16 protein-coding genes are annotated in these 14,400 nt (G+C 66.4%); 2 read left to right on the forward strand and 14 right to left on the reverse strand.

Features of this window, described 5'->3' with window-relative positions; translation table 11 throughout:
- Nucleotides 1-78: 78 nt before the first annotated feature.
- The 11 genes from rnt to pstS (VG561_RS02445) all read right to left on the reverse strand — a co-directional run bounded on the left by rnt (nucleotide 79) and on the right by pstS (VG561_RS02445) (nucleotide 9,673).
- Nucleotides 79-729, reverse strand: a complete 651-nt coding sequence (gene rnt, locus VG561_RS02395; RefSeq protein ID WP_041863214.1) for a ribonuclease T — start codon at nucleotides 727-729, stop codon at nucleotides 79-81.
- A gap of 131 nt (nucleotides 730-860) precedes the next feature.
- Complete coding sequence (locus VG561_RS02400; RefSeq protein WP_014646534.1) at nucleotides 861-1,382, reverse strand: DoxX family protein; 522 nt, start codon at nucleotides 1,380-1,382, stop codon at nucleotides 861-863.
- Nucleotides 1,383-1,406: 24 nt separating this feature from the next.
- The gene (locus VG561_RS02405; RefSeq protein ID WP_014646535.1) at nucleotides 1,407-2,162 is read right to left on the reverse strand and encodes a DNA-binding domain-containing protein; all 756 of its coding nucleotides are present in this window, start codon (nucleotides 2,160-2,162) and stop codon (nucleotides 1,407-1,409) included.
- Nucleotides 2,155-3,030 carry a DUF692 domain-containing protein gene (locus VG561_RS02410; RefSeq protein ID WP_032956527.1) on the reverse strand — a complete coding sequence of 292 codons (876 nt, stop codon included), beginning with the start codon at nucleotides 3,028-3,030 and terminating at the stop codon, nucleotides 2,155-2,157. The genes VG561_RS02405 and VG561_RS02410 overlap by 8 nt, the downstream gene beginning before the upstream one ends.
- Nucleotides 3,017-3,370, reverse strand: coding sequence for a hypothetical protein (locus VG561_RS02415; RefSeq protein WP_014646537.1), 354 nt, complete (start codon nucleotides 3,368-3,370; stop codon nucleotides 3,017-3,019). Before VG561_RS02415 ends, VG561_RS02410 begins: the two co-directional genes overlap by 14 nt.
- 237 nt (nucleotides 3,371-3,607) lie before the next feature.
- Nucleotides 3,608-4,315, reverse strand: a complete 708-nt coding sequence (gene phoU, locus VG561_RS02420; RefSeq protein ID WP_005408787.1) for a phosphate signaling complex protein PhoU — start codon at nucleotides 4,313-4,315, stop codon at nucleotides 3,608-3,610.
- A gap of 76 nt (nucleotides 4,316-4,391) precedes the next feature.
- Nucleotides 4,392-5,222: a phosphate ABC transporter ATP-binding protein PstB gene (gene pstB / locus VG561_RS02425; RefSeq protein WP_005408788.1), complete on the reverse strand. Its 831-nt coding sequence runs from the start codon at nucleotides 5,220-5,222 to the stop codon at nucleotides 4,392-4,394.
- A 19-nt stretch (nucleotides 5,223-5,241) separates the two neighbouring features.
- A complete protein-coding gene (pstA, locus tag VG561_RS02430) occupies nucleotides 5,242-6,105 on the reverse strand; it encodes a phosphate ABC transporter permease PstA (protein ID WP_014646538.1) in 864 nt (287 codons plus the stop codon).
- The gene (pstC, locus tag VG561_RS02435) at nucleotides 6,105-7,073 is read right to left on the reverse strand and encodes a phosphate ABC transporter permease subunit PstC (RefSeq protein WP_005412771.1); all 969 of its coding nucleotides are present in this window, start codon (nucleotides 7,071-7,073) and stop codon (nucleotides 6,105-6,107) included. The genes pstA and pstC overlap by 1 nt, the downstream gene beginning before the upstream one ends.
- 79 nt (nucleotides 7,074-7,152) lie before the next feature.
- Nucleotides 7,153-8,241, reverse strand: coding sequence for a phosphate ABC transporter substrate-binding protein PstS (gene pstS / locus VG561_RS02440; protein WP_014646539.1), 1,089 nt, complete (start codon nucleotides 8,239-8,241; stop codon nucleotides 7,153-7,155).
- Between the two features lie 415 nt (nucleotides 8,242-8,656).
- A complete protein-coding gene (gene pstS / locus VG561_RS02445) occupies nucleotides 8,657-9,673 on the reverse strand; it encodes a phosphate ABC transporter substrate-binding protein PstS (protein ID WP_423179349.1) in 1,017 nt (338 codons plus the stop codon).
- Nucleotides 9,674-10,227: 554 nt separating this feature from the next.
- Here pstS (VG561_RS02445) and VG561_RS02450 point away from each other — a divergent pair.
- Nucleotides 10,228-11,460 (forward strand): porin, encoded by a 1,233-nt coding sequence (locus tag VG561_RS02450; protein ID WP_014646541.1) that lies wholly within the window; start codon nucleotides 10,228-10,230, stop codon nucleotides 11,458-11,460.
- A gap of 81 nt (nucleotides 11,461-11,541) precedes the next feature.
- On the opposite strand, the gene nth is transcribed toward VG561_RS02450, so the two are convergent.
- Genes nth through VG561_RS02465 form a run of 3 tightly spaced genes read right to left on the reverse strand, consistent with a single transcriptional unit; the run spans nucleotide 11,542 to nucleotide 13,374 of the window.
- A complete protein-coding gene (nth, locus tag VG561_RS02455) occupies nucleotides 11,542-12,234 on the reverse strand; it encodes an endonuclease III (RefSeq protein WP_014646542.1) in 693 nt (230 codons plus the stop codon).
- Entirely contained in the window at nucleotides 12,234-12,587 is a 354-nt protein-coding gene (locus VG561_RS02460; protein ID WP_262093271.1) for a hypothetical protein, read from the reverse strand. Before VG561_RS02460 ends, nth begins: the two co-directional genes overlap by 1 nt.
- A 4-nt stretch (nucleotides 12,588-12,591) precedes the next feature.
- Nucleotides 12,592-13,374: an enoyl-CoA hydratase/isomerase family protein gene (locus VG561_RS02465; RefSeq protein WP_049407492.1), complete on the reverse strand. Its 783-nt coding sequence runs from the start codon at nucleotides 13,372-13,374 to the stop codon at nucleotides 12,592-12,594.
- Between the two features lie 167 nt (nucleotides 13,375-13,541).
- On the opposite strand from VG561_RS02465, the gene VG561_RS02470 reads away from it, so the two are divergent.
- Complete coding sequence (locus tag VG561_RS02470) at nucleotides 13,542-14,243, forward strand: FKBP-type peptidyl-prolyl cis-trans isomerase N-terminal domain-containing protein (protein ID WP_014646545.1); 702 nt, start codon at nucleotides 13,542-13,544, stop codon at nucleotides 14,241-14,243.
- Nucleotides 14,244-14,400 lie beyond the last annotated feature (157 nt).

The raw sequence follows: 14,400 nt of genomic DNA on the forward strand, positions 1-14,400 counted from the left end.
GAGCCGTGCTCGACCACCGCGCGGCAGCGCGGAAAAAGGTGCAGCCGAGCATGGCCCGGCTCTACAGAAAGCGCTGTCTTACCGCGGCCAGGCGTTGGCGATGGTGCAGAACAGCCGCGCGGTCTGCTCGGTGTCATATACCGCGCTGTGCGCTTCATTCGCATCCCAACCCAGCCCGGCGGCAGTGGCCGCACGCGCCAGCACGGTCTGGCCGTAGGCGATACCGGCCAGGGTGACCGTGTCGAACACGCTGAACGGATGGAACGGGTTGCGCTTGTGGCCTGTCCGCGCCACGGCCGCGTTGACGAAGCCGAGGTCGAAATGGGCATTGTGGCCAACCAGGATCGCGCGCTGGCAGCCGTACTTCTTCATCGCCGCACGCACCGGAGTGAAGATGTGGTCCAACGCCGCTTTTTCTTCCTTGGCCAGCCGGAACGGATGGTCGAGGATGATGCCGGTCACTTCCAGCGACTTCGGGTCGATCTCCAGGCCCTCGGCCGGGACCACGTGGGCACTGGCGGTCTGGCCGGGGTAGAGCAGGCCGTTCTCGTCCATCTCGATCGGCACCGCAGCGATTTCCAGCAGCGCATTGCGCTGGCTGTCGAAGCCGCCGGTTTCCACATCCACCACCACCGGCAGGAAGCCGCGGAAGCGTTGTGACATCGCGCGCTGCGCCTGGGGAACTGCGGAATCGGGAACGGCGGCAGGTGCGGGGATGGGGTCAGTCATGCGTGAATTCTATCAGAGCATCCCTGAGCGCCCGGCCACGCAGCCCATGCCAGCCACCGTGGTGGCACGAACGCAGAACCCGGTAGGTGCCAACCTTGGTTGGCACATGACGCGCCGACCAAGGTCGGCATCTACCGAACCGCTGGCCGCGCAGGTGTGGCCGAGGGAGACCACCGCGCCAACCAGGCGTCCACGCTCAGCTTGCCGGCGCCGGTGAAGATCAGCGGCAGCAGCATGGCCATGAACAGCACCGGCAGCTTGAAGTTGCCGAAGCCCTGGTCGCTGATCGCATAGCCCATGGCCAGGTCGGCCAGCGAGTTCCACTCCATCGGCCAATGCACCGCATAGGTGGCCACCACGGTCAGCACCAGCAGGCTCGCGGCGGCGAAACGGGTGCCGAAACCGAACAGCAGGCAGGCCGCCCCGAGCAGTTCGAACCAGGTCGCCAGTTGCCAGTTCAGGGTGGCCGGCAACTGGTCGAACGGGAATGGAAAGGCGTCCTGCAGGTCGGCGAACCAGTTCTGGCCGCGCAGCTTCTCGCGGCCGGATTCGAAGAATTCCCAGGCCAGCAGCAGGCGCAGGCCGAGCGGGGCCAACCAGGGGGCGAGACGGTCCAGCTGGCCACGCGCGGCGGCCAGGGTCGGAAGGTTCATCAGGGGATCTCCGCAAATGGGGTGTCAGGGCGGGGCGGTGAGCGGGCCGATCACGCCGGCCTGCAGGAACTGCCGCAGCAGCGCGGCACCGGGGCCGGCCAGCGCGTCTTCGGCCAGCCCATGCGTGGTGGCGAGGCGTTGCAGGTACGTACGGCCTTCCAGCCCAGGCTGTTCACCGATGCTGGACAGCAGGTGCACCGCCAAGGGGCTGAGCGCGGCGAATCGTACTTCACCGTCGGCTTCGCGGCGGACCAGCAGGCCGGTGGGTTCTGGGAGGGGCTGGGTCGGCGCATCCTCTGCACCGAGACGGTGCACCGGCCACTGGTACAGCAGCGGCCACGCCAGCGGCGAACGCTGCAGCGGCACCCGCAGCGGATCGACATCGCCAGGCGCAGGAAGTGGCTCGGCCTGCAACTGGTACAGCGCGGTTTCCACCCACTCGTAGTGGGCCAGTTCGGCCAGCGCCGGGTGCGGCAGCTGCGGCTGTGCCTGCAGCCACTGCACGAACTCGGCGGCCAGCTCGGTGAACAGGGGGGTCTGGCAGCGATGGGTGGCGAAGTAGTGGCGCACCAGTGCGCTCCATGCCGGTTCGCCGAGCAGGCGGACGCAGACCGGGAAACCGTTGCTCAGGAGCCCGAGCAGGTTGTTGAACAGCAGGTGCTGGTACACCGCCAACCGGCGTGCATCCAGGCCGGCCGGTGCCGGCACCGCCTGTGGATCGCGCAGGTGCGCGGTGAACGCGTGCTGCTGCGCGCGCAGGGTGTCGATAGCGTCAGCCATGTGCAGCCCCGGCGTGTGCGGCCTGCAGGCGGCGGATGGTCTGCAGTTCGCCCTGCAGTTCCGCATAGGGCGGGAAATTGAAATCGCGTTCGAGCAGGGTGGGGCGTGGGCCGATGCGAGCATAGGTACGCGCCAGCAACTCCCAGACCGGATCAATCACCGCGCTGCCATGGGTATCGATCTTCAGGTCGGGTGCCTCGTCCAGGTGCCCGGCCACGTGCAGGCAGACGATGCGCTGCGCGGGCAGGCCGGCGATGAAGGCATCGGCATCGTAGCCGTGGTTGCAGGCGTTGACGTAGACGTTGTTGACGTCCAGCAGCAGGTCGCAGTCGGCTTCGGCGAGCACCGCATTGGTGAACGCCAGCTCGTCCATCGCCGGTTCCGGCGCCAGGTAGTAGGACACGTTCTCCACCGCGATGCGGCGGCCGAGCAGGTCCTGCACGCGGCGGATGCGCTGCGCGGTATGGCGCACGGCTTCGTCGGTGAAGGGGATCGGCAGCAGGTCGTACAGGTGGCCGTCGTCGCTGCAGTAGCTCAGGTGCTCGCTGTACAGCGGCACGCGGTGCTTTTCGAGGAACCGGCCGACCTGCTCCAGCAGCGGGGTGTCCAGGGCGGCACTGCCGCCCAGCGACAGCGACAGGCCGTGGCAGCTCAGCGGATGGCGGTGTGCCAGTTCGGCCAGGGCATCACCGGCCGGGCCGCCGACATGGATCCAGTTCTCCGGCGCGCATTCCAGGAAGTCGAAGTCGCCTGCCGGAGCGTCACGCAGATCCTGCAGCAGCGCCCGGCGCAGGCCCAACCCTGCAGCCGCCGCGCGAAGCGGCGACTGCGGGTGGACGAGGCTGGCGCGGACGTCAGTGCTTGCCACCGCACTTGCCTTCGCCGCACTTGCCTTCAGCCGACTTCGTGTCGCCGGTCTTGGCCTTGGCGCCCGCTGCGCCGGCAGCCTTGCCCTTGTCGGCACCGCACTTGCCTTCGCCGGTCTTGCCGTCGGCACCACACTTGCCTTCGGCGTGCTTGGTCGCGTCGGCTGCCATCTTGGTATCGGCGGCCTTGGCATCGGTGCTGGCCTTGGCTGCCTGGCCGGCCACCAGGTAGCCCTGGGCGAGGTCGCTCATGCTCAGCGCCGAGGCGCTGGCGGTCATGCCCAGGCCGGCGGCCAGGGCGGTAGCGGTCAGCAGGGACAGGGTCTTGTTGGAACTGCTCATCGGTCTTACTCCTGGGTGGCGGGCAGGTGCCCGGGGTGAATCGATGGTGCAGCGATCCTACTCAACGAATCCTCGCCAAGAACTCAAATTTTCGTGAGATCTGTTACAGAAGCATCCGGCAGGTCCGCACCGGGCACGCGTGGCGCCCACAATGCGGATGAAACACCCCAAAAAAGAAGGCCGCTGTCACCAGGACAGCGGCCACCTTGGAGTCGACTCCGGTGTTGCAGTGCAGCGTCAGGGCTGGCCGGTGCTGGAGGTCTCGTCGCGCTTTTCACGCGGTGGCAGCGGCTGCTCGCCATGCACCAGGAACCATACGTTCTCGGCGATGTTGGTGGCGTGGTCGCCCACACGCTCCAGGTTCTTGGCCATGAACAGCAGGTGCGTGCACGGGGTGATGTTGCGCGGGTCTTCCATCATGTAGGTCAGCAGCTCGCGGAACAGCGCGGTGTACTGCGCGTCCAGGCGGGCGTCGTCCTCACGCAGTTCCAGCGCGGCATCAGCATCGTTGTCGCGGTAGGCGGCAATGGCACGCCGGACCTGCTGCGCGGCCAGGCGGCCCAGCGCACGCAGGCCCTGGATCTGCGGCAGCGGGGGCACCTTGCCCAGCGCGATCGAGCGCTTGGCGACGTTGGCAGCGTAGTCACCGATGCGCTCGATGTCGGCCGGAATGCGCAGGCCGGCAAGGATCTCGCGCAGGTCGCGCGCCATCGGGCCACGCAGCGCCAGGCGCATCACGTCGTGGCTGATCTGCTGTTCCAGCGCATCGATCGCCTCGTCGTTGGCGATGATGCGATGGGCAGCGTTCTCGTCGCGCTTCTCGATCACGTCCATCGACGCTTCGAGCTGGGCGACGGCCATCTCGCCCATGCGCACGATCTCGGCCACCAGGCGCTGCTGCTCTTCGTCGTAGCTCTTGACGATGTGGTCGTTGGGAAGGTTCATGGTTGTTCCACTCTGTAGAGTCGAGCCACGCTCGACTGATGGTGTCTGCAGGGTCGAGCCGTGCTCGACTGACGTTTCAGCCGAAGCGGCCGGTGATGTAGTCCTCGGTCTGCCGCTGCGACGGCTGCGAGAAGATCACTTCGGTGCGGTCGTGCTCGATCAGGTCGCCCAGGTACATGAAGGCGGTGTAGTCGGACACGCGAGCGGCCTGCTGCATGTTGTGGGTGACGATCACGATGGTGTACTCGTGTTTGAGTTCTTCCACCAGCTGCTCGATGCGGCTGGTCGAGATCGGATCCAGCGCCGAGGTCGGCTCGTCCAGCAGCAGCACCGACGGGCGCAGGGCCACGGCACGGGCGATGCACAGGCGCTGCTGCTGGCCGCCGGACAGGCCCAGTGCGCTCTGCCCCAGCTTGTCCTTCACTTCGTCCCACAGCGCGCCCTGGCGCAGCGCCTGCTCGACGCGGTCGGCCATGTCGGCCTTGCTCAGCTTCTCGTGGTGGCGGATGCCGTAGGCCACGTTCTCGAAGATGGTCATCGGGAACGGCACCGGCTTCTGGAACACCATGCCGACCTTGCTGCGCAGGCGGTTCATCGGGTACTTCGGCGACAGGATGTTCTCGCCGTCCAGCAGCACTTCACCGCGCGCTTCCAGCTTCGGGTACAGCGCGTAGATGCGGTTGAAGATGCGCAGCAGGGTCGACTTGCCGCAACCGGAAGGACCGATCAGCGCGGTCACGCGCTTTTCCGGGATTTCCAGGTTGATGCCCTTCAGGGCGTGGAACTTGTCGTAGTAGAAGTCCAGTCCACGCGCAGCCAGCTTCACCGGCGACGGCGTGTGCAGGCTCTCGTGCGAGGACGGCACGGCGATGCGCTGCATCGGCACGGCGTTGGAAAGGTCGTTCATGGCGTTATCCACGGAAAGGTCAGTCATGGGAGATACGGTTGCGCAGCAGGATGCCGCGGGCGGCAAGGCTGACCAGCAACACGAAGACAGTCAGCACCAGGGCACCGGCCCAGGCCAGCACCTGCCAGGATTCATACGGGCTGCCGGCGAACTGGTTCATCACCACCGGCACCGAGGCCATCGGCTGGAAGATGTTGTTGTTCCAGTACTGGTTGCCGAAGGCGGTGAACAGCAGCGGTGCGGTCTCGCCGGAGATGCGGGCCAGTGCCAGCAGGATGCCGGTGATGATGCCGGCCGAGGCACTGCGGTACAGCACCTGCACGATCACCTTCCACTGCGGGATGCCCAGCGACAGGGCCGCTTCGCGCATCTGCGAGGGCACCAGGCGCAGCATCTCGTCGGTGGTGCGTACCACCACCGGCAGCACGATGAAGGCCAGCGACAGCGCACCGGCGAACGCCGAGAAGTTGCCGCCGGTCTGCATCACGTACAGGGTGTAGACGAACAGGCCGAGCACGATGGACGGGGCCGACAGCAGGATGTCGTTGACGAAGCGGACCACGGTGCCGGCCTTGCGGGCATTGCCGTACTCGGCCAGCCAGGTGCCCGCCAATACGCCCAGCGGGGTGCCGATGCCGATGGCCAGCGCACACATCACGGCGCTGCCGAAGAACGCGTTGGCGAGGCCGCCTTCCTGCATCGGCGGCGGCGTCATCTTGGTGAACAGATCCAGGTTGATGCCGGCCAGGCCCTTGGAGGCCAGGGTGAACAGGATCCAGCCCAGGAAGAACAAACCGAACAGCGCGGTGGCGCAGGAGGCGGTGATCGCAACGACATTGCCGATGCGGCGGCGCAGGTACAGGGAGTCAGCGGTGCTGGACATCAGTTGCCCTCCTTGCGGGACAGGCGCATCAGCATCAGGCGGGCGATGGCGAGCACCACGAAGGTGACGATGAAGAGGACGAAGCCGAGCAGCAGCAGGGCCGAACGGTAGGTTTCAGTGGCTTCACCGAAATCGTTGGCGATCAGCGCAGCAATGGTGGTGCCCGGTTCCAGCAGCGACGGCGACAGGCGCACGCTGTTGCCGATCACGAAGGCCACCGCCATCGTCTCGCCGAGGGCGCGGCCGAGGCCGAGGAAGATGCCGCCGATCACCGCCGAGCGGGTGTAGGGCAGCACGATGTCCCAGCTCACTTCCCACTTGGTGGAGCCCAGCGCATAGGCCGATTCCTTCAGGCGGGTCGGCACGGTCAGGAACACTTCGCGCATCACCGAGGAGATGAACGGAATGACCATGATCGCCAGCACGAAACCGGCGGTGAGCATGCCGATGCCCAGCGGCGGGCCCTGGAACATCGGGCCGATGATCGGCCATTCGCCCAGGGTCTCGTTGAGGAACGGCGTGACGTACTCGGTCATCACCGGCACCAGCACGAACAGGCCCCACATGCCGTAGATGATCGAGGGAATGCCGGCCAGCAGTTCGATGGCTGTGCCGACCGGGCCACGCAGCCAGCGTGGTGCGACTTCGGTGAGGAAGAAGGCGATGCCGAAGCTGACCGGCACGGCGATGACCATCGCGATGACGGCGGTGACCAGGGTGCCGTAGATCGGGGCGAGCGCGCCGAACTTGTTTTCGACCGGATTCCAGTCGGCGGAGAAGAAGAAGCTCAGGCCCTGCATCTGCAGGGCATGGCGGCCGCCCCACAGCATCGACAGCGCGGCGCAGGCCAGGGCGATCAGGACGAAGATGACGGTGCCGACCAGCACCCATCGGAACAGTTTGTCGTTGCGGGCATCACGCGCATCACGCGTGGACGGGGCGGCTACAGGCTGGGCGATGGCATTCATGGGGACGGCAGGGCCAGGAAGGGGCGGGGCGGCACGGCGTGGAAGCGGTGCCCGCGCGGGGCGGGCACCGTCGAGTCCGTCACTTCAGGTCGGTCGCCCAGTAGGCCTCGATCTGCTTGACCAGTTCGGCCGGCAGCGGCACGTAGTGCAGCTCGTTGGCCTGGGCCTGGCCGTTCTCGAAGGCCCACTTGAAGAAGGCCAGGGTGTCCTGGTTGCGCTTGGCGTCCTTCGGCTGCTTCTGCATCAGCATGAAGTTGGTGGCGGTGATCGGCCACGCCTGCTCGCCCGGGGCGTTGGTGATGACCAGGTTGAAGTCCTTGGCGCTGGCCCAGTCGGCGCTGGCGGCCGCCGCGGCGAAGGTTTCCGCGCTGGGCTCGACCCAGTTGCCGGCGGCGTTCTGCATGGCGGTGTACGGCATGCCGTTCTGCAGCGCGTAGGCCAGCTCGACGTAGCCGATGGAGCCCTTGATCTGCTTCACGTACGAAGCGACGCCTTCATTGCCCTTGCCACCGACGCCGTCCGGCCACTGCACCGAGGTGCCTTCGCCGACCTTGCTCTTCCACTCCGGGCTGACCTTGGACAGGTAGTTGGAGAAGTTGAAGGTGGTGCCCGAACCGTCCGAACGGTGGACCAGGGTGATCTTGCCGTCCGGCAGCTTCACGCCCGGGTTGGCGGCGACGATGGCCGGATCGTTCCAGGTCTTGACCTTGCCCAGGAAGATGTCGGCCAGCAGGGCGCCGCTCAGGCGCAGCTTGCCGGCTTCCAGGCCTTCGATGTTGACCACCGGCACCACGCCGCCGATGGCCGACGGGAACTGGGCCAGGCCGGCCTGTGCCAGCTCTTCGCTGCTCAGCGGCTTGTCGGAGGAGCCGAAGTCGACGGTGCCGGCCTTGATCTGGGCGATGCCGCCGCCGGAGCCGATCGACTGGTAGTTGATCTTGGCCCCGGTGGTGGCGTTGTAGTCGGCCGACCACTTGGAGACCAGCGGGAAGATGAAGGACGCGCCCGCGCCGGACACTTCGGCGGTCACCTTGGCACCGGCAGCGGCCGGGGCAGCGGCACCGTCGGCCGCCGGCTGCTGCGCGGCCTGCTTGTCGCCACCGCAGGCCGACAGGCCCAGGGCGATGGCCAGGGAAAGGGCGGCAAGGCCGGCCGAGTGCAGTTTCATGGTCACTCCATAGCGGGGAAGAGCCGACGTGGTCGGCGGATGCGGCTATGAAATGATGTTTTTGTTACAGCCGTATTACGACCATGACAGAGGTGTCCTGGATCACGTTCTGACAAGGGTTTCACCGGGTTGGCCCCCATCCGGCAGAGCCCCGGAGACCCCGGATCTGCGCACCGGTATGGCGGCCGGTTGGCCCTTGTGGAGTCAAGCCATGTTCGACGGCTCCCTGCCCTCGGTAGGTGCGGACCGTCGGTCCGCACGCTCCAGCACCCAGCCGAGCGTGGGCTCGGCGCTGCAGAGGCAGATGCATGCATCCCCGAAAACAGAAGAGCGCGAGATCTCGAGGATCTCGCGCCCGGTTGGGGCCGGCGGGGGAGAGAGGACCCGCCGGCCCCGTTCCTGCGGGGGAACGTGCTTACTTCAGGTTCTGCGACCAGTAGGTCTCGATCTGGCGGACCAGGCTGTCCGGCAGCGGCACGTAGTCCAGCTGGCGGGCCTGGGCGTCGCCGCTCTTGTAGACCCAGCGGAAGAACTCCTGGGTGGCCTTGCCGTTGGCAGCGTTCTTCGGCTTCTTGTGCACCAGGATGAAGTTGGTGGCGGTGATCGGCCAGGACTCGGCGCCCAGGGCGTTGGTCATCACCAGGTAGAAGTCCTTGGCGCTGGCCCAGTCGGCGCTGGCGGCAGCGGCGGCGAACGATGCATCGCTCGGCTGCACGAACCTGCCGGCAGCGTTCTTCATCGCCGTGTACGACAGCTTGTTCTGCAGTGCGTAGGACAGCTCGACGTAGCCGATGCCGCCCTTGATCTGCTTCACGTAGGCAGCAACGCCTTCGTTGCCCTTGCCGCCGATGCCGGCCGGCCACTGGACCGAGGTGCCTTCACCGACCGAGCTCTTCCACTCCGGGCTGACCTTGGACAGGTAGTTGACGAAGTTGAAGGTGGTGCCCGAACCATCCGAGCGGTGCACGACGGTGATCTTGGCGCTCGGCAGGGTCACGCCCGGGTTCAGCGCGGCGATGGCCGGGTCGTTCCAGGTCTTGATCTTGCCCAGGAAGATGTTGGCCAGCACGGTGCCGTCCAGCTTGAGTGCGCCCGGGGCGATGCCGGCCACGTTGACCACCGGCACCACGCCGCCGATCACCGACGGGAACTGGGCCAGGCCCGAGGCGGCCAGTTCTTCCGGCTTCAGCGGTGCATCGGAAGAGCCGAAATCAACGGTCTTGGCCTTGATCTGCGCAATGCCGCCGCCGGAACCGATCGACTGGTAGTTGACCTTGTTGCTGGTGGCAGCGTTGTAGTCGGCCGACCACTTCGACATCACCGGGTAGATGAACGAGGCGCCCGCGCCGGTGATTTCAGCGGCGTTGGCGGCGAACACGGACGACGCTGCGAAGACGGCAACGGCAACGCGCGACTTGAAGGCGTGGATCACGGGGTGGCTCCTGGGTTGATTGGAATGCGGGGTTACCCGCCCGGCGCACATTCCATAACGGTTCGATGACAGCGCGGGGACCGTTGTATGACGCATCCGTTACAGCGCTGGCTGGCGCTTGCGCAGCGCGGGCCCTGAAGGTTTCGCGCAGCGGCTGAGGCGGTCGTGCGGGCACAAGGGAGGTGCGCCGGCGCCGGTTGCGGTCACCTTGCATAGGTGGCCGGTGAGATGACGGCTGCCTCCCTTCGCGCGGTCTGCGCCTGGCGTTGCGCAGGGATTCCGCGTCATCCGCGCGAAGCCGGGCGGTGCGGACCAGGGTCACCCGGCGGCTTGCCCGCGTGTCGGTGCCGATACACCACGCCATGGGGCGCAAGGGATCGATAAGCATGTGCGCGCAAATGAGTCGTACGCATGACCGCACGAAGAAATCTGGGGTTGGTGCTCAATCTGTCATTCGGCTGTCATGGTTTTAACGGAACGTTCGCAAAACGCTTGACCGGCCTGCCGGCGTGGCGTTCTGCCCAAGCCATTCCAACCCTCTGGAGAAATCCAAAATGCGTTCCCATTTGCTCGCCGCCGCGGTCGTTGCAAGCCTCGGTCTGGTTTCCGCCGACGCCTTCGCAGCCCCCGCCAGCTCGGGCGTGTCCCAGGCACAGTTGCAGCAGCTGCAGGCACAGATCGCTGCGCTGCAGGCCCAGGTCCAGCAGTTGCAGAACGATTCGCAGGCGCTGCAGGCGCAGTCCGACGCGCAGTCCGAAGTGAACATCACCCAGGCGCAGGCCCTGGAAGGTGCGCAGAAGACCCAGACCAGCGTCGACAAGCTGGCCAAGCTGGTCAATGACAACAAGATTGGCGGTCGCATGTTCTTCGACCTGACCAACATCGACAAGACCAGCAACGGCAAGGACACCGCCGCCAGCGGCACCGGCCTGGACGTCAAGCGCTTCTACCTGACCGTCGACCACAAGTTCAACGACATCTGGTCGGCCAACCTGACCACCGACTTCCAGTACAGCTCGGCCATCGGCAACACCGAACTGTTCGTCAAGAAGGCCTACGTGCAGGGCAGCTTCGACCCGGCCTTCAACCTGCGCGTCGGTGCCGCCGACATGCCGTGGATCCCGTACGTCGAGAAGTTCTACGGCATGCGCTATGTCGAGAACACCCTGACCGACCGCCTGAAGTACGGCAACTCGTCCGACTGGGGCCTGCATGGCTTCGGCAACCTGGGCAACAACTTCAACTACGCCGTCTCGGTCGTGTCCGGCGCCGGCTACAAGAACCCGACCCGCAGCAAGGGCATGGACGTGGAAGGCCGCGTGGCCTACACCCCGAACGAGAACTTCGTGGTCGCCGTCGGCGGCTACAGCGGCAAGCTGGGCAAGGAAACCGACATCCAGAGCGCCGAGAACACCTACACCCGCGCCAACGCGATGGTGGCCTACGCCGACAGCAACTTCCGCGTCGGCGGCGAGTACTTCCAGGCCAAGAACCTCAACAACGTGCTGACCGTTGCCACCGACAAGACCAGTGGCTGGTCGGTGTGGGGCAGCGTGCGCGTGACCGACGGCGGCATCAACGTGTTCGGTCGTTACGATGACACCGACGTCAGCAAGACCCTGGACCCGACCCTGAGCGACAAGTACTGGAACGTCGGCGTCGAGTTCCCGGTCATGAAGAACCTCAAGCTGTCGACCGTGTACAAGTACACGCACCTGGCCAACGCCAGCGACAAGAAGAACGACAAGACCAAGGAATTCGGCGTCTGGGGCGACCTGTCGTTCTGATCTCCTGAAGCACCCTTGTCCATACACGCGGACGGCGGGCCTGGTGCCCGCCGTCTTCGTTTCGTCACAACACGATCCGTGTCACGTCTCGGCCGTGGTCTTTTCCTTGAACCGGCACAGGTCGGCGATCACGCAGCCCGGGCAATCCGGCTTGCGCGCCTTGCACACGTAGCGGCCATGCAGGATCAGCCAATGGTGCGCGTCGAGCAGGAACTCGGCCGGAATCACCTTCACCAGCGTGTCCTCCACTTCGCGCACGTTCTTGCCGGGGGCCAGGCCGGTACGGTTGGAGACGCGGAAGATATGCGTATCCACCGCCATCACCGGCTCGCCGAAGGCGGTGTTGAGCACCACGTTGGCGGTCTTGCGGCCCACACCGGGCAGCGCTTCCAGCGCTTCGCGGTCGCGCGGCACTTCGCCGCCGTACTTCTGCAGCAGGATCGCGCAGGTGGCGATCACGTTCTTCGCCTTGGCGTTGAACAGCCCGATGGTGGCGATGTACGGCTTCAGGCCATCCTCACCGAGCGCGAGGATCTTCGCCGGCGTGTTGGCGACCGGGAACAGGCGGCGGGTGGCCTTGTTGACGCCGACGTCGGTGGCCTGGGCGGACAGCGCCACGGCCACCAGCAGTTCGAACGGCGAGCTGTACTCAAGCTCGGTCTTCGGGTGCGGATTGAGCTCGCGCAGGCGGGTGAACATTTCCACCACGTCGGCGCGCGGCATGCGGCCGCCGCGCCGCGCCGGTGCGCGGGCAGTCTTCTTCGCGGTGGCCATTACGGCTCCTTGCCGGTGACGCGGGCCTTGGCCCGGGCGAGAATCGCGGCCGCCGCGGCGGGCAGGGGGGGCTTCACGTCCGGCGCCGGGGGCGGGGTGCGACGTGCATCGCGCTCGGCTTCGCGGCGGGCCAGGCGCACCGCGCGGGCGCGATAGCGTTCGCGTGCGGCCCAGGCCGTACGCAGTTGCTGCTGGGCCTGCTGCAGCCGCTGCGGAAGGTCCGGGTGGCCAAGCAGCAGCTGTTCGTCGCCGGCTCGGGCGACGTAGTCCATCAGCCCCGCCTGCAGGGCGCCATCGAGATCGTCTGCCTGGACCCGGGCGAACAACTGCGCGGGGTTGGGTCGGGATGCCATGGCGTCAGCGGTTCTGGAAGGCCGGCGGGCGGCGCTGCAGGAAGGCACTGGTGCCTTCACGCATGTCCTCGGTGGCGAACAGCAGGCCGAACTGCGCACTTTCGTATTCCAGCCCGGCCTCCAGGCTGCACTCGCCGCCCACGTGCACCGCGTCGAGCAGGCCACGCAGGGCCAGCGGCGCTGAGCGTGCCAGCTGGCGGGCGACGTCCTGTACACGGTTGTCCAGCGCGTCGGCCGGCACGACTTCGTTGACGATGCCCAGTTCCAGCGCACGCGCGGCGTTGATCGGCGCCCCCAGCAGGCACAGCTCCAGGGTGGCGGCGCGGCCACACAGGCGCAGCAGGCGCTGGCTGCCGCCGAAGCCGGGAATCAGGCCGAGATTGATTTCCGGTTGGCCGACCTTGGCGGTATCGGCGGCGATGCGCAGGTGGCACGCCATCGCCAGCTCAAGCCCGCCGCCCAGCGCGAAACCGTTCACGCGCGCGATGACCGGCTTGGGCATGCGTTCGATCTGGCGCATCAGGGCCTGGCCCAGCAGCGAGAAATCACGTCCCTGAACGGCGCTGAGGGTGTTCATTTCAGCGATGTCGGCACCGGCTACGAAGGCCTTCGGGCCCGCCCCGGTCAACACCACCACGCGCACCTCCGGATCGGCAGCGGCGTCCCTGAAGGCATCGGCCAGCGCCTGCAGGGTCGCGGCGTTCAGGGCATTGAGCTTGTCCGGGCGCTGGACGGTCACGGTGCGGATGGCGCCTTCGTCGGCAACAGCGATCAGGGCATCGGCCACGGGGAAACTCCTGGAACGTTAAAAAAAAGTGATATTGAACTCTGCAAACGCAGACGGGTCATAGCCTGCATCGTGAGTAGCGGTTACACGTTGCGCCCGTTATCCTAACCCGTCGCCTCAGGGCGGCGAAGAACGTCCCTGAGTTACCACCCCTGGAGAACTGTTTGATGAAGTTGCGTTCTATCGCGGTCGCCGTCGCGGCCCTGGCCCTGACGGGCAATGCCTTCGCCCAGGACATCGCGTCCGAGAAGGGCAAGCTGAGTTATTACTTCGGTTACGACTACGGCAACAACCTGGCGGAGCTGACCGGTCGCGGTGAGCAGCTGGACATCAACTCGGTGGTGAAGGGCCTGCAGGATGCCTACGCCAAGAAGCAGCCGGCGATCACCGCCGAGCAGCTGAAGCCGGCCGTTGAAGCGTTCCAGAAGCGCGAGCAGGGCCGTGCCCAGGCTGCCAAGGCCGAGTACGAAAAGGCGGCTGCCGAAAACAAGACCAAGAGCGATCAGTTCATCGCGGCGAACAAGGCCAAGGCCGGCGTGCAGTCCCTGCCGAGCGGCGTCCAGTACCGCGTGATCGAAGCCGGCAAGGGCGCCAAGCCGACCCAGGCCAGCACCGTGCAGCTGGAAGTGGCCGGTCCGTTCCCGTACGGCCAGCGCCCGACCGAAGCCCGCCCTGCCCAGCAGATCCCGTCGATCAAGGTCAGCGAAGTTGAAATGAAGGCCATGCGCGAGACCCTGCTGCAGATGCCGGCCGGCTCGAAGTGGGAAGTCACCCTGCCGCCGGACCAGGCCTACGGTGCCGACCCGCGCACCCCGTTCCCGCCGAACGTGGCTGTGCAGTTCGAGATCAAGCTGGTCAGCGTCAAGTAAATCGAAACAGCAAACGAAACGCGCCGGTGATCCCACCGGCGCGTTTCTGTTTGTGCAGCCCCTGGCGGTGAAACGCCCGCGCTGCGCGCGAGCGTCGACTGACAGTCGACTCTACCGTTGGGCCGGGCCACCCGCGCAAATTCAGCCCGATCGCGCT

It is taken from the genome of Stenotrophomonas sp. CASM110 (assembly GCF_049384345.1).
Taxonomy (GTDB): Bacteria; Pseudomonadota; Gammaproteobacteria; order Xanthomonadales; family Xanthomonadaceae; genus Stenotrophomonas; species Stenotrophomonas muris.